The sequence below is a fragment of the Variovorax sp. 770b2 genome (assembly GCF_900115685.1).
GTDB lineage: Bacteria > Pseudomonadota > Gammaproteobacteria > Burkholderiales > Burkholderiaceae_C > Variovorax.
In genome coordinates, this window is record NZ_FOXJ01000001.1 from 154,778 (window position 1) to 173,213 (window position 18,436).

19 protein-coding genes are annotated in these 18,436 nt (G+C 67.0%); 11 read left to right on the forward strand and 8 right to left on the reverse strand.

The window, feature by feature from the left end; all coding sequences use genetic code 11:
• Window positions 1-87: 87 nt before the first annotated feature.
• Both BM133_RS00625 and BM133_RS34390 read left to right on the forward strand, forming a co-directional pair.
• Window positions 88-2,472: a M23 family metallopeptidase gene (locus BM133_RS00625; RefSeq protein ID WP_093430918.1), complete on the forward strand. Its 2,385-nt coding sequence runs from the start codon at window positions 88-90 to the stop codon at window positions 2,470-2,472.
• Window positions 2,472-2,927, forward strand: a complete 456-nt coding sequence (locus tag BM133_RS34390; RefSeq protein ID WP_143100044.1) for a hypothetical protein — start codon at window positions 2,472-2,474, stop codon at window positions 2,925-2,927. Before BM133_RS00625 ends, BM133_RS34390 begins: the two co-directional genes overlap by 1 nt.
• 44 nt (window positions 2,928-2,971) lie before the next feature.
• On the opposite strand, the gene BM133_RS00630 is transcribed toward BM133_RS34390, so the two are convergent.
• The 4 genes from BM133_RS00630 to BM133_RS00645 form a co-directional block, all read right to left on the reverse strand.
• Entirely contained in the window at window positions 2,972-4,513 is a 1,542-nt protein-coding gene (locus BM133_RS00630; protein WP_093430920.1) for a TolC family outer membrane protein, read from the reverse strand.
• A gap of 22 nt (window positions 4,514-4,535) precedes the next feature.
• The gene (locus BM133_RS00635) at window positions 4,536-4,871 is read right to left on the reverse strand and encodes a rhodanese-like domain-containing protein (protein ID WP_093430922.1); all 336 of its coding nucleotides are present in this window, start codon (window positions 4,869-4,871) and stop codon (window positions 4,536-4,538) included.
• A 13-nt stretch (window positions 4,872-4,884) separates the two neighbouring features.
• Window positions 4,885-5,562: a protein-L-isoaspartate O-methyltransferase family protein gene (locus BM133_RS00640; protein ID WP_093430924.1), complete on the reverse strand. Its 678-nt coding sequence runs from the start codon at window positions 5,560-5,562 to the stop codon at window positions 4,885-4,887.
• A 92-nt stretch (window positions 5,563-5,654) separates the two neighbouring features.
• A complete protein-coding gene (locus tag BM133_RS00645; RefSeq protein ID WP_093430926.1) occupies window positions 5,655-6,332 on the reverse strand; it encodes a TetR/AcrR family transcriptional regulator in 678 nt (225 codons plus the stop codon).
• 104 nt (window positions 6,333-6,436) lie between these two features.
• Between BM133_RS00645 and msrA the strand changes: the two genes are divergently transcribed.
• From msrA to BM133_RS00665, 4 genes are all read left to right on the forward strand, one after another.
• Window positions 6,437-6,988, forward strand: a complete 552-nt coding sequence (gene msrA, locus BM133_RS00650) for a peptide-methionine (S)-S-oxide reductase MsrA (protein ID WP_093430928.1) — start codon at window positions 6,437-6,439, stop codon at window positions 6,986-6,988.
• Between the two features lie 25 nt (window positions 6,989-7,013).
• Window positions 7,014-7,418, forward strand: a complete 405-nt coding sequence (locus tag BM133_RS00655) for a hypothetical protein (RefSeq protein ID WP_093430930.1) — start codon at window positions 7,014-7,016, stop codon at window positions 7,416-7,418.
• A 78-nt stretch (window positions 7,419-7,496) separates the two neighbouring features.
• Window positions 7,497-9,596, forward strand: coding sequence for a TonB-dependent receptor (locus BM133_RS00660; RefSeq protein WP_093434924.1), 2,100 nt, complete (start codon window positions 7,497-7,499; stop codon window positions 9,594-9,596).
• Window positions 9,597-9,772: 176 nt separating this feature from the next.
• Complete coding sequence (locus tag BM133_RS00665; RefSeq protein WP_093430932.1) at window positions 9,773-10,723, forward strand: AEC family transporter; 951 nt, start codon at window positions 9,773-9,775, stop codon at window positions 10,721-10,723.
• 141 nt (window positions 10,724-10,864) lie between these two features.
• On the opposite strand, the gene BM133_RS00670 is transcribed toward BM133_RS00665, so the two are convergent.
• On the reverse strand, window positions 10,865-11,218 hold the full coding sequence (locus tag BM133_RS00670; RefSeq protein ID WP_093430934.1) for a hypothetical protein: 354 nt from the start codon (window positions 11,216-11,218) through the stop codon (window positions 10,865-10,867).
• A 27-nt stretch (window positions 11,219-11,245) separates the two neighbouring features.
• On the opposite strand from BM133_RS00670, the gene BM133_RS00675 reads away from it, so the two are divergent.
• Complete coding sequence (locus BM133_RS00675) at window positions 11,246-12,448, forward strand: OmpA family protein (protein ID WP_256219027.1); 1,203 nt, start codon at window positions 11,246-11,248, stop codon at window positions 12,446-12,448.
• A 105-nt stretch (window positions 12,449-12,553) separates the two neighbouring features.
• On the opposite strand, the gene pdxH is transcribed toward BM133_RS00675, so the two are convergent.
• On the reverse strand, window positions 12,554-13,207 hold the full coding sequence (pdxH, locus tag BM133_RS00680) for a pyridoxamine 5'-phosphate oxidase (RefSeq protein WP_093434928.1): 654 nt from the start codon (window positions 13,205-13,207) through the stop codon (window positions 12,554-12,556).
• Between the two features lie 29 nt (window positions 13,208-13,236).
• On the opposite strand from pdxH, the gene BM133_RS00685 reads away from it, so the two are divergent.
• Window positions 13,237-13,812 carry a nucleotidyltransferase family protein gene (locus BM133_RS00685; protein WP_093430935.1) on the forward strand — a complete coding sequence of 192 codons (576 nt, stop codon included), beginning with the start codon at window positions 13,237-13,239 and terminating at the stop codon, window positions 13,810-13,812.
• A 4-nt stretch (window positions 13,813-13,816) separates the two neighbouring features.
• Here BM133_RS00685 and BM133_RS00690 read toward each other — a convergent pair whose 3' ends face one another.
• Window positions 13,817-14,356, reverse strand: coding sequence for a superoxide dismutase family protein (locus BM133_RS00690; protein WP_093430937.1), 540 nt, complete (start codon window positions 14,354-14,356; stop codon window positions 13,817-13,819).
• A complete protein-coding gene (locus BM133_RS00695) occupies window positions 14,353-15,069 on the reverse strand; it encodes a gamma-glutamylcyclotransferase (RefSeq protein WP_093430938.1) in 717 nt (238 codons plus the stop codon). The genes BM133_RS00690 and BM133_RS00695 overlap by 4 nt, the downstream gene beginning before the upstream one ends.
• 147 nt (window positions 15,070-15,216) lie before the next feature.
• On the opposite strand from BM133_RS00695, the gene BM133_RS00700 reads away from it, so the two are divergent.
• The 3 genes from BM133_RS00700 (at window position 15,217) to eda (ending at window position 18,436) form a co-directional block, all read left to right on the forward strand.
• On the forward strand, window positions 15,217-15,777 hold the full coding sequence (locus tag BM133_RS00700; RefSeq protein ID WP_093430940.1) for an OmpA family protein: 561 nt from the start codon (window positions 15,217-15,219) through the stop codon (window positions 15,775-15,777).
• 191 nt (window positions 15,778-15,968) lie between these two features.
• Window positions 15,969-17,804 carry a phosphogluconate dehydratase gene (edd, locus tag BM133_RS00705; protein ID WP_093430941.1) on the forward strand — a complete coding sequence of 612 codons (1,836 nt, stop codon included), beginning with the start codon at window positions 15,969-15,971 and terminating at the stop codon, window positions 17,802-17,804.
• Window positions 17,801-18,436 carry a bifunctional 4-hydroxy-2-oxoglutarate aldolase/2-dehydro-3-deoxy-phosphogluconate aldolase gene (gene eda / locus BM133_RS00710; RefSeq protein ID WP_177224809.1) on the forward strand — a complete coding sequence of 212 codons (636 nt, stop codon included), beginning with the start codon at window positions 17,801-17,803 and terminating at the stop codon, window positions 18,434-18,436. The genes edd and eda overlap by 4 nt, the downstream gene beginning before the upstream one ends.

Consider the following 18,436-nt stretch of genomic DNA (forward strand, 5'->3'; position numbering starts at 1 on the left):
GATCCGATCTTTTCCTGTGTTTCCCTTTCTTCCCCGTGCGGCGGATGCCGGCGTTGGTCTCTGCGAATCTTTCCGCGAGGCGCGCACATGATCATCAGCCCGCCCTTCCTGCCCGATCGCGCCGGCCAATCCGAGGATGCATGGCTCGACATGGCCATGGCACAACCCACCTCCCGCCTCACTAGCACCAACGCGCCTGAAGGCTCGTTCCCCCTGAGCCTGAAATTGGCCTGGCACAACGGAGTCCATATCCAGGCACCCATCGACGGCGCGGCGTATTTGCCGGTGCGCGCCATTGCGGATGGCAAGGTTGTCTTTGTTCATTCCCCCACTGCGCAGAACGCCGAACTCGACCACCCGCTCAACTACAACCCGTTCCACGCCGATACACCCTCCGCCGCGTGGACCAGCGACGGATTCCTCGTCATCGAGCACAGGACGGAGATCGGTGCCGCGGGAGCGCTTCCTGTCGAAATCGTCTACTACAGCGTGTACATGCACCTGGGCAGCATTGCCGCTTGCCCCAGGACAGGGGCCTCATGGTCGGTGGGCAATGCTGTCTACCGCAAGGAAGAGCTTGGGGCGCCGGGGGAGATCTACGGCCACGCCGGGCAGATCCATTTCGAGATTTGCTGCGACAAGGCGAACCTCGCGTTGTTGACGGGGCGCCGGGCTGACTGGGCGGACCCGCTGGCCTTGCCGCCGCCTGTCGCCGATGGCCGCATTGACAGCGTCTTTGGCAGCATCTACATCTATCTGCCTGCCGGCACGCCCACAAGTACGAGCCAGCCGACCCATCATTTGCGCCCAAGCGGCAATGTGGGTGGCGCGGCAAGCGCCGCTTCCGACCATTCGCCCAATACGCTGCGCGCCCCTTTGTGGGTGCAGATCGACTATGTGAACGGAGGCGCGACTTTGGCCAGCTACGACCCGCATGGTGTGCCTGTCGGCTCGCCCAGGAGCGATAGTCGGGACGACTACATTCGCCGTGCCAATACGCCGTCAGCAGCCAGTCGCAAATTCGAATACGACCTGTGCGTCGCGGCCAATGATCGCCACGATGCATTGAGCGCTGCGGCCCAAGCCACAAGCAGCCCCAGCGGCTGGTATGAACTGCTGCGCTTCGGGCGCAATCTGGGAGTCGATCCACTTCCTGCCGATGCCGCGCATTGGCGAAAGATCGTCACGTCCTCGGGAGAGGTATGGGCCGACCTCAATGCACAAGGCACCTTCAAGTTCAGCGATGCTGATTTCCTGGCAGTCATGGGCTGGAACTACTTCGGCGACGACCCTGTACCCACCGATCAGCGGTGCGACTCACCACACATGAAAACGCTGATTCGTGACCCCGATCCCGCGAATGCGCAACGCATGCAGCTTGCGCAGTTGGCGCGTCGATTGGGCGAGCCCGAAGTAAGGAAAAAATTGCGCCGCACCATCTGCAACTTTCCCAGCGAATGGGACCAGCGAAGCATCGAGGCGCGCTATGGCTGGCTGGAAACCGAAGACTTCAAGCCCACGGACGATGACGCGACTGGCGCGCAGAAGTGGAATCGCTTCGTAAAACATGGAAAAGCGCTCAGCTTCCTCGAACTTCCGGCGGAGCTACGAGATGCCCAATGGCGCTTTCATCCGAGGGAGTTTGTAGGGCACATGAGGCGATGCGGATGGCTGAGTGCGCAGGAAATGGCGCAATGCTTTCCGCGAAGACAGTTGCATCTGAGCGGAATTTCTTTCAGTTCATCGACGTTTGCGTGGCAAACGGCAATTGGGCGAGCAAACGAATGGGTGCTTCCGTTCAATAGGGCTGCAAGAAAATATGGAATCAGCACATCCAGGCAGCGATTGCTTCATCTTTTCTCCCACGTCATTCCCGAAACTGCAAATTTGAGCATGGTGAAAGAAGGTGGCGGGGAGAATGCGACCTACAGTCCCTATTACGGGCGTGGACTCATTCAATTGACGCATCTCGAAAATTACAAGGAATATGGAGAATTCCGAGGTTTCAAAAGAACATTTCCTGCAACTACTTTCCCTCAGCTTGGATGGGATCCGGATGTCTTGATTGCCCGAGACAACAGGGGCGGGCGAAATTCTGAAAACTGCGTGGACAGCGCGTGCTTTTATTTGGCAAGGAGAGCAAATATGCTAAACCATATGGATTCCGGGGTTTCGCAAGCGGATGCCATCACAGTCAGTAAAGATGTCAATGGCTATGTGGCAATCGAGAATTTGAACGGTCTGGATGCCCGCTTGCAAAGCGTGATTTACCTCAAATATGTACTTCTTGATGATGTGGTCCGCAACGCTATGGAGACGATCAATTTTGCGTGGCGTCGCAATAGTAGAAAAGAGGTTGTTATGGATGCCCAAGGCCGGCCGGTTTTAACTGGAAGTCCGCCACGTCCCGCGATGAAATATTATCTCGGCCAACACGCCATGAATATCTCTCTTGAAAGGCAAACTCCGTGATGAAGGAAATTGCCAAAACGATGGCGATAATGATTTTTCTATGCCTGCAGTTTTTTGAAATCGTCCGTGCCGATATCTCCAATGAAACCGCGTGCTATGTTTCCAGCGATGGAAAACCCGCACGGTTTGAATTCCACTCCTACCATGATTCGGGGCGTAAATGGAGTGGTGGATTCGTCAGATATGAGCATTCAACGGAGTCGGTACCGGTGATATTCATTTCATCAACCATGGCAAGCGATTTAGGCGAGGGCATACTCGAGCCCTCGTCCAAATGGCTGGAGATATCGCGCGGCAGAATTTCCGGGGAGTATGTTTTCATGCGCGAAGGCGTCGGGACGGGGGTCTCGGGCTATGTAGCGACGTACCGGAATTACGAAAAAAACAAGGCGCGAAATTTCGTATTGGACCCGGCTGCCGGCTTCGAAGAGTCGGGCTGCAAATGGGTTAATTGAGCGGTCGGGCGTTTGCCAAACCTACGCTCGACTAATCGCCTCGTTCAGCGCACCGGCGGATTCACGATCACCGGCGGCACGGGCGCCGAAGGCATCGTCGGCGGCGTCGGGTTGAACGGTTGCACCGGCACGGGCGGCACCACCGGAATGCTAGGCGGCGTCACCGTCGTCGAAGGCGCGGAAGAACGGTTCGCAGGCGTGGGCGAGGGCACCGCCGGCGTGCTCCCATTGCTCGCCAGCGTCGCATTGATCGCGTCCATGTCCGCCGTCGTCAGCGTGCCGTTGGCCTGGCGCAGCTTCAGGTTCCCGAGCAGCACGTTGTAGCGCGCCTGCGCCAGGTCGCGCTTGGTCTGGAACAGCTGGCTCTGCGAATTGAGCACGTCGATGTTGATGCGCACGCCCACCTGGTAGCCCAGCTTGTTGGCGTCCAGCGCGCTCTGGCTGGAGGATTCGGCCGCCTCCAGCGCCTTCACCTGGCCCGCGCCCGACACGAGGCCCAGGTAGGCCGCGCGCGTGGCCTGGGCCACGCTGCGCCGGGTGCCGTCGAGCACGCTGCGCGACTGGTCTTCCAGCGCCAGCGTTTCCTTGATGCGGTTCTCGGTCGCAAAGCCGGCAAAGAGCGGCAGGTTGAACGTGACGCCGACCGTCGTGGCATTCACGCGCGTGCCCACGGTGCTGGTGCTGGTGCCCGTGGGGTTGCGCGTGACGTTGTAGCCCAGGTTGGCGTCCAGCGTGGGCTTGTGGCCGGCCTGCGCCTTCTGCACTTCGAGCCCGGCCACGTCCAGGCCGAGCCTGGCCTGCTGGATCGCCGGATGCACCTCGTCGGCCTGCGCGACCCAGGCGTTGATGTCCGCGGGCTGCGCGGTGGGCAGCACGACCGGCACGGCCAGCGGCACGGGCACGCTGCCGGGGCGGCCGACCAGCTGGTCGAGCACGATCTTCTTGACCTGCAGGTCGTTCTCGGCGGCGATCTCTTGCGCGATCACCAGGTCGTAGCGGGCCTGGGCTTCGCGCGAGTCGGTGATGGTGGAAGTGCCGACCTCGAAGTTGCGCTTGGCCGATGCCAGCTGCTCGGCCACGGCGACTTTCTGCGCGCGCACGAGCGCCAGGCTGTCCTGGCTGGCGAGCACGTCGAAATACGCCTGGCTCACGCGCACGATCAGGTCCTGCTCGGCCGTGGTGAGCACCGCCAGCGCGATTTCCGTCTGGCGCTTGCCCTGCTCGTAGGTGGCCCAGTTGGCGGGGCGGTAGAGCGGCTGCGTGGCGTTGATGCCGACGTTCTGCGTGTTGAAGTCGCGCGAGGCGCTGGCGCCGCGGCTCGAGCCGGTGAGGGTGTCGATGTCCAGGTTGCTGCGGTTCACGCCGGCCGTGAGCCCGACGGCGGGCAGGATGCCGGCCTTGGCCTGCGCGGCGCGCGCGACGTTCGCGTCGTACTGGGCCCGCGCGCCCTGGTACGTGGCGTCGTAGCCGCGGGCGGAGTCATAGAGTTCGTTCAGTGTCTGGCCTTGGGCCGGCAGTGCAAGCAGGGTCGCGATAACGCTGGCGAGTGCTGCGGAAAGTGGCAGAAGCCGGGGCCGTGGAGGCATTGAACGTCCTTGAGGGAAAGAATCAGTAGCGCGGGACCGAGGGGTCGTGCGAGGACCAGGCGTCGATGCCGCCCGCCACGTTGGCGAGTTGGTCAAAGCCGTTCTGGTTCAGGAAGGCGGCCACGCGCTGGCTGCGCGCGCCGTGGTGGCAGAGGCATGCAATCCGCTGTCCGTCGCCCAGCTCGGCGAGGCGGCCCGGGATCTCGTTCATCGGAATCGCCACCAGCGTGAAGCCCGCGGGCGCGACGCTCGCCGTCTGCAGCTCCCACGGTTCGCGCACATCGAGCAGCACGGGGGTGGCATCGGCGTCCTGCGCGAACCAGGCGGCAAGGTCGGCGGGGCGGACTTGGTCGATCATGCGTGCGGCCCGCTCAGAACGAGAAGCGCGAAGGCTCGGGGAAGTTCAGCAGGCGCGGCGCCACGGTGTCCCAGGGCTGCACCGTGTCCCACTTGCTTTCGCTCGAACGGGTGACGAAGTGGGCGCGCATCATCGGCTCCTCGCCCACGATGGCCGCCAGGCGCCCGCCGACCTTCAGCGATCCCAGCAGGTTCTGCGGAATGCGGGCGACCGAGCCGCTCAGCACGATCACGTCGAAGCTGGGGCCGCTGGCCAGGGGCACGGCGCCGTCGGCGTTGCGCACCTCGACGTTGCCGACGCCGTTCTGGCGCAGCGTCTCGGCGGCGCGGGCGGCCAGCACGGGGTTGATTTCGAGCGACAGCACCTGGGCGGCGCGGGCGCCGAGCAGGGCGGCCATGAAGCCCGAGCCGGTACCGATCTCGAGCACGGACTCGTGTTTCTGCACTTTCAGGTCATGCAGCGTGCGGGCCTCGACCTTGGGCGACAGCATGAATTCGCCGGGCACCGAGCCGTCCAGGAGGGGCAATTCCATGTCGAAGAACGAGAGCGTGCGGTGGGCTTCCGGCACGTAGTCTTCGCGATGGATGGCGGCCAAGAGGTCCAGGATGTCCAGGTCCAGCACATCCCAGGGGCGGATCTGCTGTTCGATCATGTTGAAGCGCAAGCGCTCGAGGGTGGGGGTGGGGTTCATGGCGTGGCTTTCCTTGTGGGCTCAGGACAAACCTTCAATTTTAGGTGGCCCGGACGACGCCAGCGGCCCGCTCGGCCATACAAAAGTCTTCTTCATGCCTTGTCCCCGGGGCGCGCGCTGAGCCCGTAGAGCACGGTTTCGGCCTGGGTGGCGAGGAATTTCTCGGGGTCCAGGGCGCTTTCCCCGTCCACGCAGACCATGGCCGAATGCTTCCAGAGCATCAGGAAGACCATGGGCGCGATCACCGAATAGATCGCATGGTCGATGTCGACCGGCGCGAATTCGCCGCGGTCGATGCCGCGCTGCAAAATGCGCCGCAGCAGGTCGTGGCCGGGGCGCACCACCTGCTGGCGGTAGAACTCCGCCAGTTCGGGAAAATTGCCGCCCTCGCTCATCATGAGCTTGGTCAGGCCCGAGGCCTTGGTCAGGCCCACACGCTCCCACCACACGTTCATGCAGTAGCGCAGCATCTCGGCGGTGGTGCCCTCGAAGGCCTCGAATTCGGCGTTCCACTCGGTGAAACGGCCGCCCAGGCTCTCCATGATCACGGCCTTGAAGAGCTCTTCCTTGCTCGGAAAATAGAGAAAGAGCGTGCCCTTGGAGACTCCGGCGCGCGCCGCCACCTCCTCGGACCGCGTGGCGGCAAAGCCTTTTTCGACGAACAGGTCGAGCGCGGCGGCCAGCAGTTCGCCGGGGCGCGCTTCCTTGCGGCGTTCTCGCTTGGAGCGCACCGGGCAGAACTTGTCGACAAGGGAACGGGGAGTGGGCATGTGGGTTAATGACTCGCGGGTTAGTAATGTAGTGACCGGCATCCGTCACGTCAAGCCGCGACAATATCGGGTTCGCCGATTCCCAACCTGCCGGAGCAGTGCCCATGTCTTCCTCACCGTCGCCCACCGAAACCATCGTGATTGGCGGGGGCTGCTTCTGGTGCACCGAGGCGGTTTTCGACCGGGTGCAGGGCGTGCTCGATGTGGAGTCGGGTTATTGCAACGGCCAGGTCGTCAACCCGACCTACGAGCAGGTCTGCACCGGCCGCACCGGCCACGCCGAGGTCGTGAAGCTCGAATTCGACCCCGCGCAGATCAGCCTTCGCGAGATCCTGGAGATCTTCTTCGTCGTGCATGATCCGACAACGCTCAACCGCCAGGGCAACGACGTCGGCACGCAATACCGCAGCGGCATCTACTACACGAGCGACACGCAAAAGCAGGTGGCCGAAGACGTGATCCGCGAGATCGAGTCCAGCAAGACCTACAGCGCACCCGTCGTGACCGAGGTGGCGCCGCTCGCCAACTACTCGACCGCCGAGGCCTACCACCAGGACTATTTCCTGAACAACCCGAACCAGGGCTACTGCGCGTTCGTCGTCGGCCCCAAGGTCGAGAAGTTCCAGAAGACCTTCGCCTCGCGCGTCAAGTCCTGATCCAAGCCTGATTTCCTCCGTTTCCGTGCAGATCTCCGCCCGCCCAACCCCGCATTTCTCGACCCGCGCGATCCTCGTCGTGCTGGCGATCGCGCTGTGGTTCGCGGGCACGCTGGGCGTGATGCACCGTTCGCTGCACGTGCCGGGCCTGCCGGCTGCGGCGGCCACGGTCCAGGCTGAAAAGACGGTCCAGGCCGACAAGGGCGCCCACGTCCACGCGGGCCATGGCGTGGTCAGCCTCTTCGGCGACCACACCGACGCCGAATGCCGGCTGTACGACCAGCTCTCGCACGGATCGAGCGTCCCCGGCGTGCCGCTCGTGGTGCTGCCGGTGCTGCTGCCCTCGGCCACGTTTGCCTATCTGCAGGGCGAAGCCATCGCCCGATGGGTTGCGCTGTTCGACGCGCGCGGCCCGCCTTCCACTCGCTGAATCCCCCCGTGTTCCGGTCGCTGCGCCCGCCTTGTGCGGGTGACGGCGTGCCGTCCATTGATTCAACGAGTGTTCACCATGATTCCCAATTTCCGTCGCAACGCCATCGGCGTCGCCGTTCTTTCGCTCGCTTTCGCCGGCGCGTCCCATGCCCAGACCCAGGAAGCCGCCCAGGCGCCGTCCGCAGATAGCCCCGGCCTGGCCGCCATCACCGTCACCGGCAACCCGCTCGGCACCAACGACCTGATCGCGCCGACCGTCACGCTCTCGGGCGAAAAGCTCCTGTTGCGTTCCGACTCGACCCTCGGCGAAACGCTCAACAACCTGCCTGGCGTGAGCAGCAGCTACTTCGGCCCCAACGCGAGCCGCCCGATCATCCGCGGGCAGGACGGCGACCGCATCCGCATCCTGCAGAACGGCGGCGGCGCGCCCGACGCCTCCGCGCTGAGCTACGACCACGCGGTGCCGGTCGACGCACTGGTCACCGACCGCATCGAGGTGCTGCGCGGCCCCTCGGCGCTGCAGTACGGCGGCAGCGCCGTGGGCGGCGTGGTCAACGTGATCGACAACCGCATCCCGACCGAGCCCATCAACGGCTTCGGCGGCCGCGCCGACCTGGGCTTTTCCACCGGCAACAAGGAAAAGAACGGCGGCGTGGTGCTCGAAGGCGGCAACGACCGCTTCGCGCTGCACGTGGATGCCTTCAACCGCGACTCCAAGGACGTCTCGGTGCCGATCGACCTGAACTGCGAGAAGCCCGGCTCGCCGTGGCGCGCCCGCAAGATCTGCAACTCGGCCAACGAGGCGAATGGCGGCGCGGTCGGCGGCACGCTGTTCTTCGACCAGGGCTGGATCGGCGCTTCGGCCAGCACCTACCGCAGCAACTACGGCACCGTGGCCGAGGACGACGTGACCATCCGCATGAAGTCCGACCGCTACGCGCTCGAAGGCGAATGGCGCCCGGGCGGCATCATCAGCAGCATCCACGCGAAGCTGAGCCACACCGACTACCGCCACACCGAGTTCGAGGGCCCCGAGGCGGGCACCACGTTCTCCAACATGAGCAACGACCTGCGCATCGAGGCGCGTCACCAGAAGATCGGCAACTTCGAAGGCCTGGTGGGCTTCAGCAGCGAGACCAACCGCTTCGCCGCCGACGGTGAAGAAGCCTTCGCGCCGCACAGCCGCACGCGCTCGAACGCGCTCTTCCTCTATGAAGAGTACGGCGCCTCGTGGGGCAAGCTGAGCTTCGGCGCGCGCACCGAGAAGGTCCGCATCCGGTCGCTGGGCTATCCGGACGATCCGTCGGTCACCCGCTTCGCCGTCGGCGAGCGCACCTTCAATCCGCACAGCGCGGCGTTCGGCGCGCTCTTCAACCTCACGCCACAGTGGCAGCTGACCTCCAACCTCGCCTACACCGAGCGCGCACCGAAGGACTACGAGCTGCTCGCCAACGGCCCGCACGTGGCCACGGCCGCGTGGGAACTCGGCGACCCGAACCTGCAGAAGGAAAAGTCGACCGGCCTGGACCTCGGCGCGCAATGGAAGTCGGGCCCCAACACGGCCCGCGTGAACGCCTACGTCACGCGCTTCAGCAACTACATCGGCCTCACCGCATCGGGCCGCACGCTCGACGAAGAAGGCCAGGTGGTGACCGACCCGGCCGCGACCGACACGCTGGCCGAGTACGTCTACAGCGGCGTGCGCGCGCGCTTCACCGGCCTGGAGGCGAGCGGCAACCTGCGCCTGCTGGGCACCGACGGCTTCGCGCCGATGACCGCCGCGTCGACGCTCGATCTCGAATGGCGCGGCGACGTGGTGCGCGCGAAGAACCTGGACACCGGCGAGCCGCTGCCCCGCATCGCGCCGTTCCGCACGGGCGCGACGCTGGTGTACGGCAACGGTCCGTGGAGCGCGCGCCTGGGCTTCGACTACAACGCGGCGCAACGCCACGTGCCGAGCGTCGGCGCGCGCGAGACCGATGCCTACACGCTGTGGAACGCCGCGATCTCCTACCGCATGAAGGTGCAGCGCGCGAACCTCACCTGGTATGCGCGCATCGACAACATCACCAACAAGCTGGCCTACAGCCCGACGTCGATCCTCACGACGACGGTGTATCCGAACGCGCCGTTGCCGGGGCGTTCGCTGAAGGTCGGGTTGCGCGTGACGTTCTGATCCACCGGTGCGGTCGTTGACCGGCCGCACCTCGGCAGCGTGCCCCGTGCCCCGTGCGCAGGGCATCGGGTGCTCCCCGCAGCGAAATAAAGGAGGAGGGCGAAGCCCGGGGGACATTCGCGGAGGGGAGTACCCGGTGGCCTGTGCACGCACCCTGAACGGCTATCCTCGATGCGGTGAATTCCTTTGTCATCTCCTCGCTGCTCCCCGTCGTCATCCTCATCGCCGCGGGTTATCTCGCCGGCAGGCGCCGATGGATCGGCGGCAATGCGGTGAAGGACCTGTCGAACCTCATCTTCCTCTTGCTTGCGCCCGCGCTGCTGTTCCGCGCCATGAGCACGGTGCACGTGCAGGAGCTCAGCCTCAAGCCGGTGGCGGCGTACTTCATTGCCTCGGGCCTGCTGTTCGCGGGCACGCTTGCGTTGCGCGGGTTCAACCGCACGGCCGCGGTGATCGCGCTGGCCAACACCTACAGCAACACCGTGATGATCGGCATCGCGCTCGTCGGCCTGGCCTATGGCGAGGCGGGCATGTTGGTGCTGCTGACGCTCATCTCGCTGCACTCGCTGGTGCTCATGACCAGTGCCACGCTCGTGCTCGAACTGGCGGTCGCGCGGGAGCACGCGGTGGTCAGCGGCGAAGAGAAACGCTCGATGGCGCGCACCGTGCTGCGCGCCCTGCGCAACGCCATCATCCACCCCGTGCCGCTGCCGATCATCGCGGGCCTCTTGTTCGCGCAGACCGGCCTTGTGATGCCCGAGGTGATCGACAAGCCCATCCAGCTGCTCGGCCAGGCCTTCGGCCCGGTGGCGCTTGTGATGGTGGGCATCACGCTCGCGCTCACGCCCATCGGGCGGCACTGGCGCGGCGCGCTGGTGCAGGCGCTGGTGAAGAACCTGCTGCATCCGCTGCTGGTGGCGGGCATCGGCTGGCTGCTCGGCGTGCGCGGCATTCCGCTCACCGTGATGGTGGTGGCGGCGGCGCTGCCCATCGGCGCCAACGTGTTCCTGTTCTCGCAGCGCTATCGCACGGCCGAAGACCTCGTCACGGCCAGCGTGGCCGTGTCCACGGTGCTGGCGCTGAGCACCCTCACGCTCGTGATGGTGTGGGTGCAGCGGCTCCCCTGAGTCCTTCGGTCTTCCCTTCGCAGCCGATCGGCGGTCTTTCGCTTTATCGGCCGTCCGCGAGCCCCTATGCCGTTTGGCAGGGGTGGCCGTTTGGTGGGATGGCGCACGGCGCCTGCCGCCCTACATTTGCCGGCTGATGATTTACCCGGCGTGCTCTTCGCCTCTTGTTGCTATGGCGGTGGTCGCGACGGTGATCGCGCTCTTCGGCCCACCCGCGCAGGCGGCGGCCGACGGCAAGCCGTGCCGCACGCCGTGCCTCTCGGTCAACGTGCCGCGCGAGGCGCCTGAAAAGCCGGCGGAGGCCGAAGCGAAGCCCGCCACCGCAGCCAGGCCGAACGCAAGGCCCAGGCCGCAGGCCACGGCATCGGCCGCGCCTGCGCCGCATCCGTACGAAGCGCAGAGAGAGCCCGTTGCGAAAAGGCCCGCGCCCTCCAGGCGCTGCACCGACATCAACATGCGCGCCGCCGTCGGCGAGCCGTTGTCGGACGAAGACATGAAGACATTGAGGAGCCAGTGCTGATGATGAACACCACCACTCGACAAGTGCGCACCGCGCTGCGCGTGCTGACCTTGTGCGCCGCCGCGCTCGCCGCCGCCTGCGCCAACCGCCCCGCGCCCGGCAATGCCATGCCCTTCGACCAGGCCGTCAACCAGGCGGTGGACGACCTGATCGTGCAGACGCAGAAGCTGCCGGCATTTCTTGCGAAGGTGGAGTCGCTCTCGCAGCGCCGCATCGTGATCGACCCGCTGCTCGAAGGCGCGAGCGGCCAGCAGACCGAGGTGACGCGCGTGGCCGAGCAGCGCATCGTGCAGCGCATGCAGGCGCAGTTCAAGCAGTTCACCGTGACGCCGTTCAACACCGCCGAGATGGGCACCGCGCAGTACGTGCTCAACGGCACGCTGATGCGCGACAAGGACGCCACCGCCGGCGGGCGCTACCGCCTGAACCTGGCGCTCACCGAGATCAAGAGCGGCGTGGTGATCGCGCAGTCGGTCGCGCGCATCAGCGATGCGACGCTGGACACGCGGCCCACCGCGTTCTTTCGCGACAGCCCGGTGAACGGCAAGGACCGCGGGGTGGAGGGCTACATCCGCACCGCCGAGACCCAGCCGGGGCAGGCGGCCGATGCGCTGTACCTGGAGCGCTTGCCGACTTCGACCGTGCTGCAGGAAGCCACCGCGGCCTACGAAGCCGGCCGCATGAGCGAGGCGCTCGGCCGCTACGAGGCGGCGGCCAGGCGGCCCGACGGGCAGCAGCTGCGCATCTACAGCGGCATGTACCTCACGCAATCGCAGCTGGGCCGCACGGCCGACGCGGAAAAGACCTTCGGCACCATCGCGCGCCTGGGCCTGGAAACCAACAACCTGAGCGTCAAGTTCCTGTTCAAGCCGGGCTCGACCGACTTCCTCTCCGATCCGAAGATCAGCGCCGCCTACCCGATGTGGCTGCGGCAGATCGCGCGCCAGGCGGCGCAGATCGACTCGTGCGTGGTGGTGACCGGGCACACGAGCCGCACGGGCTCGGAGTCGGTCAACGAGCGGCTGTCGCTGCAGCGCGCGGTGAGCGTCAAGTCGCGGCTGGTGACCGAGGCGCCGCCGCTTGCGAAGAAGCTGCGCGAATCGGGCATGGGCTTTCGCGAGAACATCGTCGGCACGGGCGCGGACGATGCGAGCGACGCGCTCGATCGTCGCGTCGAATTCAAAGTCGTCGGCTGCGACACTTGAAACTCTCCCAGGCTTCGCGCGCTTCGTGCCGCTTCTCCTTCCCCCTCGCCGGGGGCAACACCTGCGGCCCGGCGGAGCCGGTTCCGCGGTGGTCCACGAACGGATTCAGGGCGCGAGCCGCTCGCGCACCCAGTCCGCGCCTTCGAGCCGGTAGCGCAGCCGGTCGTGCAGCCGGCTCTTGCGGCCCTGCCAGAACTCCCAGCGGTCCGGCACCAGGCGGTAGCCGCCCCAGTGCGGCGGACGCGGCGGCGAGAGCAGGTGCCTGGCCGCGGCCACGGCCGCGTTCTTCACCAGCACGTCGCGCCCGTTGATCACCTCGCTCTGCGGGCTGGCCCAGGCGCCGATGCGCGAGTCGAGCGGGCGGCTCGCGAAGTAGGCGTCGCTCTCGTCGGCACCGGCCTTCTCGACACGGCCCTCGATGCGCACCACGCGCTCGAGCTCGACCCAGTGGAACTGCAGCGACGCATACGGATTGCCCGAGAGCTCGCGGCCCTTGCGGCTTTCGTAGTTGGTGTACCAGACGAGGCCGCGCGCGTCGCAGCCCTTGATCAGCACGATGCGGCTGGAGGGCCGCAGGTCGCTGCCCACGGTGCACAGCGTCATCGCATTGGGCTCGGGCACCCGCGCGTCGATGGCCTCGGTGAGCCAGCGCTCGAACTGCTTCAATGGATCGCCCGCGCTGTGGGCTTCGCCGAGCTCGGCGCGCTCGTAGCTCTTGCGCAGCGCGGCCAGCGCTTCGTTGGAGAGAGGGGAAGTCATGCCGGGATTGTTGCGCACATACTCGGACCATGACGATGAAGGCGACAAAGGTGAACTCCCCCACGGTGATCGTGCTGGCCTCGGGCCGGGGCGAGCGCTTCATCGCGGCCGGCGGCTCGGGCTCCAAGCTGTGGGCGCTGCTCGCGGGCAAGCCGGTGCTCGAACGCACGCTCGATGCCGTGCGCGCGAGCGGCCTGCCGTGGCGCCTGGAGGACGCGGGTCACCCGGGCATGGGCGACTCGATCGCCGCCGCCGTGCGCGCCACGCCCGATGCCATCGGCTGGTTGATCCTGCCGGGCGACCTGCCGCTGGTGCGGCCCGAGACGTTGCAGGCGGTGGCCGGCGCGCTCAACGGCCGGGTCAATGCCGTGCAGCCGCAGTTCAGGGGGGAGCGAGGCCATCCGGTCGCCTTTGCCGCCGGCTGCCGCGCGCAACTCGCGGCGCTGGAGGGGAACCTGGGCGCAGCGCCCGTCCTGCGGTCGATGCGCGCCATCGATTCGGTCGCGGACCTCGTGGTGGACGACGCCGGCATCGTGACCGACATCGACACGCCCGAGGCCCTGGCGCGCGCCGAGGCGTTGTGGCTGGAGCGCGAAGCGCGCTAGCCGGTCAGCCCTTGGGAATCACCGCGCAGGCGATGCGCGGGCCCGAGTTGCCGGCCGGCTGCGTCGTGAAGTCGTCGCGGTCGCGGTGAACCACCAGTGCGCGGCCCACCACGTTGTTGGTGGCGCCGTCTGTCAGCGAGATCGAGTGGTCGTCCACGCTGAAGCGCGCCACGCCGCCGGCGTCGGCCACCAGGCTGGGCAACTCGCCCGCATGGCTGCCGGGCGCGGCGAACTTGCCGTGCGTGCCGCCGCTCGGGTTGAAGTGGCCGCCCGAGGCGTTGCCGTTGTCGCCGCAGTCGCCCTTTTCATGGATGTGGAAGCCGTGCTCGCTGCCCGGCACCAAGCCGCGCACTTCGCCCGAGACGCGCACGCCGTGGTCCAGTGCGGTGAGCTTGACCGTGCCGCGGGTCGGGTTGGGCGTGATCGCGGCGGTCGGCACCAGCTCGACGGACGTGCTCGGCTTGCCGCCCATGCTGCCGCAGGCGGCGAGCACGGCGGTGGCCAGGAGGGCGGTGCCGGTGGCGAAGAGACGACGATGGTTCATGGTTTTTCCTTGGACGGTCCGGATGAAGGCCCGGATGAAGGTTGGGAAGAAGTTGGGGACGATTTGTCGGAAGACCCCGGAACATATACCGGAGCCGGGGGCGCATCGCAATCGGCGGCCGCCGCGGATGCCTGCTCGGCCTCGGCCAGCGCCACCAGCCGGGCCAGCGCCGCATCGTGGATCGAATGCCGCCGCAGCTCGAGCAGGGTCTGCTGCGCATAGTCGAGCGAGCTGCCGTAGCGGCCGATCGCGTGGGCGAAGATGTGGCGGTAGCGCTCGTCGCTGAGATCGCCCGTGAAATTGGGGCTGCGCCGCGAGAGCGTGAAGGCCAGCGCGTCGACCGGGCCTTCGGCCGTGCCGCAGCGCAGCCACTTGGGGTCGTACACGCCGGTGGGCATCTCGCGCAGCCAGAGGCGGCGCAGCGTCTCCAGCCCCTCGGCCCTGGGCACCCGGAACACCATGCCGCGGCAACTGCCGCCCGAGAGCAGGCCGAACACGAGGCCCGGCGTCTGCACGCTGCCGCGGTTCACGCGGCTCCACATCTTCAGTGCCCGGTGCCAGCCGTGCACCCAGGCCGGGCGCCGCTCGATGAAGCCGAACTCCGGCCGCCAGATCAGCGAGCCGTAGCCGAACAGCCAGAGGTCGTCGTTCCCGCCCCAGTCGGCGATCGCGCGCTCGAGCATGGGCTGCGGGTCGCGCAGGGGCTTGGGCATGGGGTCCAGGCCGGGTGGTCCGGGGTTCGGCGAAAGACTCGGCGCGGGGTCCGACACGGGGCTGTCAGGGGCGCCGCCTACAATTTCGGTGTCATGGTTCACCGCACCATTATTTACCGCCCCCTCAATTACGGAGCACGCCCACCCATGAGCGACGACGACGGCCAGCAGAATTTCATCCTCGGCTTCCTCATGGCGCTGATCGCGCTGGTGATCTTCTTCGTGGTGGGCATCGTGATCTGGCACAAGGGCCACAGCGCTTCCGGCGCCGCCGCGGCGCAGGGCAAGCCACCGGCCGTGGTGATCTCCTCGCCCCCGCCCGGCGAGGCACCCAAGCTGGCCGAAGTGACCGAGACGGTGACGGTCACGATCCCCGACGGCGCGAGCATCCGCGTGGTCAACGGCGTGGTGAACTTCTACTTCGCGACCGGCAGCGCCGATCTCGCACCGGGTGCGGCCGAGGCGCTGGCCGCCGTCATCAAGGGCGTGGAGAGCGGCCGCAAGGTGGTGGTCTCGGGCTTTCACGACACCACGGGCGATGCCGCCCTCAACGAATCGCTCGCCAAGAAGCGCGCCGAGATGGTGCGCGACGTGCTCGTGGGCCTGGGCGTGCCGGCCGGCAAGATCGACCTTCAGAAGCCCGAGGTGACCGCGGGTTCGGGCAACAACGCCGAGGCGCGCCGCGTCGAGGCCAGGCTGGTGGACTGAGCCCCTTCCGCTCCGCAAAAAAAGCCCGGTGACGCCGGGCTTTTTCATGCCCGCCGCACGGTGGGCCATGCCTGAGTAAATTCGTATCGTTTGGCGCCCGGATTTCATCGGCCTCCCGCGTCTGGCTTGGTACGATGGGCCTCCAGGCCCCCAGTCGCTCCGGCGACACGCAGCAAGAGCCATCTACCCCCATGAGCAGCACACACCCCACCGTCCGCGACGTCACCGATCGCATCCGCGAGCGCAGCCATGGCACGCGCAGCGCCTACCTGGCAAGGCTGGCCGACATCCGCGACCGCGACCGCGGCTCCGACCGCATGGGCTGCGCCAACGTGGCGCATGCCGTGGCCGGCATCCCGGCCAACGACAAGTTCAGGGTGGTGACAGAGCGCGCGCCCAACATCGGCATCGTCACCGCCTACAACGACATGCTCTCGGCCCACGCGCCGTACCAGGGCTACCCGGACATCATCAAGCAGGAGGCGCGGCGCCTGGGTGCCACGGCGCAGGTGGCAGGCGGCGTGCCTGCGATGTGCGATGGCGTCACGCAGGGCACGCCCGGCATGGAGCTGAGCCTGTTCAGCCGCGATGTCATCGCGATGAGCACCGCCATCGCACTCACGCACGACATGTTCGACGGCGCGCTGCTTCTCGGCGTGTGCGACAAGATCGTGCCGGGCCTCCTGATCGGCGCGCTGCACTTTGGCCACCTGCCGACCGTGTTCGTGCCTGCGGGGCCGATGCCCTCGGGCCTCTCGAACAACGCCAAGTCGAAGGTGCGGGAGCAAGCGGCGCAGGGCCTCGTGGGCCGGCAGGGCCTGCTCGACGCGGAGATGGCCGCCTATCACACGGTGGGCACCTGCACCTTCTACGGCACCGCCAACAGCAACCAGATGCTGCTCGAGGCCATGGGCCTGCACGTGCCCGGCACGGCTTTCATCCAGCCCGGCGATGCGATGCGCGAAACGCTCACGCGCGAGGCGGTGCGCACGGTGCTGGGCAAGGCGAACGAAGCCGCATTCAGTTGCCCGCCCATCGGCCAGATGGTCGACGAGCGCTGCATCGTCAACGCCATGGCCGCGCTGCTGGCCACGGGCGGTTCCACCAACCACCTGATCCACTGGGTCGCGGTGGCCCGCGCCGCGGGCATCGTGATCGACTGGGACGATTTCTCCAGGCTCTCCGACATCATTCCCCTGCTGACCCGCGTGTACCCCAACGGCAGCGCCGACGTGAACGAGTTCCAGGCCGCGGGCGGCCCGGGCTTCGTGATCGGCGAGCTGGTCGATGCGGGCCTGATGCACGGCGACGTGCTCACCGTGCGCGCCGGCGGCATCCGCGAATTCGCCAGCATCCCCGAGCTGGTCGAAGGCGGCGAGCAACGCCTGTCATGGCACGCCGCCGCGCCCTCGAAGAACGACGCGGTCGCACGCACGGTCGCCGAGCCGTTCAGCGCCACCGGCGGCCTGAAGCTGCTCAGCGGCAATCTCGGCCGCAGCGTGATCAAGGTGTCGTCGGTGCCCGACGATCGCCACGTCATCGAGGCGCCCGCGCGCGTGTTCGACTCGCAGGCCGCGCTGCAGAAAGCCTTCACCGCCGGCGAGCTGGAGCGCGACGTGGTCTGCGTGGTGCGCTGGCAGGGCCCGCAGGCCAACGGCATGCCCGAGCTGCACAAGCTCACGCCGCCGCTGTCGGTGCTGCAGGGCAAGGGCTTCCGCGTGGCGCTGGTCACCGACGGCCGCATGAGCGGCGCGTCGGGCAAGATCCCCGCGGCCATCCACGTGTCGCCCGAAGCCGCTGCGGGCGGACCGCTGGCCAAGGTGCGCGACGGCGATGTGATCCGCCTCGATGCCGTAGCGGGTACCCTCGCTGTCCTGCTGCCCGAAGACGAATGGGCCGCGCGCGAGACCGCGACGCTGCCCGACGCGCAGCGCATCGCCGACGGACACGGCCTCGGCCGCGAACTGTTCGCTGGCATGCGCCGCAATGCATTGACTGCTGAAGAAGGAGCCTGCTCATGGCTATGAACGACAAACTCACCGCGCTCGAAGTGATGCGCGACGCACCGGTCATCCCGGTCATCGTGCTCAACGACGTGAAGGACGCCATTCCGCTGGCGCGCGCGCTGGTGGCCGGCGGCATCCGCATGCTGGAGGTCACGCTGCGCACGCCGCAGGCGCTGCAGTGCATCGAGGCCATCGCCAGGGAAGTGCCCGAGGCCGTGGCCGGCGCCGGCACCATCCGCAGCGCGGCCGATGCGCAGGCCTCGGCACTGGCGGGCGCGAAGTTCGGCGTGAGCCCGGGCTACACGCGCTCGGTCGGCAAGGCCTGCCACGACCTGGGCCTGCCGCTGCTGCCCGGCGTGGCGACCGGCAGCGAAATCATGACGGCGCAGGAAGACGGCTACACCGCGCTGAAGTTCTTCCCTGCGCTGCAGGCGGGCGGCCTGCCGATGCTCAAGGCCTGGCAGGGCCCGTTCGGCGACGTCACCTTCTGCCCCACGGGCGGCATCCATGCGGGCAACGCGGCCGAGTTCCTCGCGCTCTCGAACGTGGCCTGCGTGGGCGGCTCGTGGATCGTGCCGACGGATGCGATCCGCGACGGCGACTGGACGCGCATCGAACAGCTGGCACGCGCCGCGAGCCAGCTGTCGCGCTGA

What these genes read in the sequence shown, in the direction of transcription:
- BM133_RS00645 (WP_093430926.1), bottom strand. Translation starts at nt 6,332, where the DNA reads ATGCCCACTCCCCGTTCCCTTGTCGACAAGTTCTGCCCGGTGCGCTCC.
- msrA (WP_093430928.1), top strand. Translation starts at nt 6,437, where the DNA reads ATGTCTTCCTCACCGTCGCCCACCGAAACCATCGTGATTGGCGGGGGC.
- pdxH (WP_093434928.1), bottom strand. Translation starts at nt 13,207, where the DNA reads ATGACTTCCCCTCTCTCCAACGAAGCGCTGGCCGCGCTGCGCAAGAGC.
- edd (WP_093430941.1), top strand. Translation starts at nt 15,969, where the DNA reads ATGAGCAGCACACACCCCACCGTCCGCGACGTCACCGATCGCATCCGC.
- BM133_RS00670 (WP_093430934.1), bottom strand. Translation starts at nt 11,218, where the DNA reads ATGTCTTCGTCCGACAACGGCTCGCCGACGGCGGCGCGCATGTTGATG.
- BM133_RS00675 (WP_256219027.1), top strand. Translation starts at nt 11,246, where the DNA reads ATGAACACCACCACTCGACAAGTGCGCACCGCGCTGCGCGTGCTGACC.
- BM133_RS00690 (WP_093430937.1), bottom strand. Translation starts at nt 14,356, where the DNA reads ATGAACCATCGTCGTCTCTTCGCCACCGGCACCGCCCTCCTGGCCACC.
- eda (WP_177224809.1), top strand. Translation starts at nt 17,801, where the DNA reads ATGAACGACAAACTCACCGCGCTCGAAGTGATGCGCGACGCACCGGTC.
- BM133_RS34390 (WP_143100044.1), top strand. Translation starts at nt 2,472, where the DNA reads ATGAAGGAAATTGCCAAAACGATGGCGATAATGATTTTTCTATGCCTG.
- BM133_RS00635 (WP_093430922.1), bottom strand. Translation starts at nt 4,871, where the DNA reads ATGATCGACCAAGTCCGCCCCGCCGACCTTGCCGCCTGGTTCGCGCAG.
- BM133_RS00695 (WP_093430938.1), bottom strand. Translation starts at nt 15,069, where the DNA reads ATGCCCAAGCCCCTGCGCGACCCGCAGCCCATGCTCGAGCGCGCGATC.
- BM133_RS00700 (WP_093430940.1), top strand. Translation starts at nt 15,217, where the DNA reads ATGAGCGACGACGACGGCCAGCAGAATTTCATCCTCGGCTTCCTCATG.
- BM133_RS00640 (WP_093430924.1), bottom strand. Translation starts at nt 5,562, where the DNA reads ATGAACCCCACCCCCACCCTCGAGCGCTTGCGCTTCAACATGATCGAA.
- BM133_RS00660 (WP_093434924.1), top strand. Translation starts at nt 7,497, where the DNA reads ATGATTCCCAATTTCCGTCGCAACGCCATCGGCGTCGCCGTTCTTTCG.
- BM133_RS00625 (WP_093430918.1), top strand. Translation starts at nt 88, where the DNA reads ATGATCATCAGCCCGCCCTTCCTGCCCGATCGCGCCGGCCAATCCGAG.
- BM133_RS00685 (WP_093430935.1), top strand. Translation starts at nt 13,237, where the DNA reads ATGACGATGAAGGCGACAAAGGTGAACTCCCCCACGGTGATCGTGCTG.
- BM133_RS00630 (WP_093430920.1), bottom strand. Translation starts at nt 4,513, where the DNA reads ATGCCTCCACGGCCCCGGCTTCTGCCACTTTCCGCAGCACTCGCCAGC.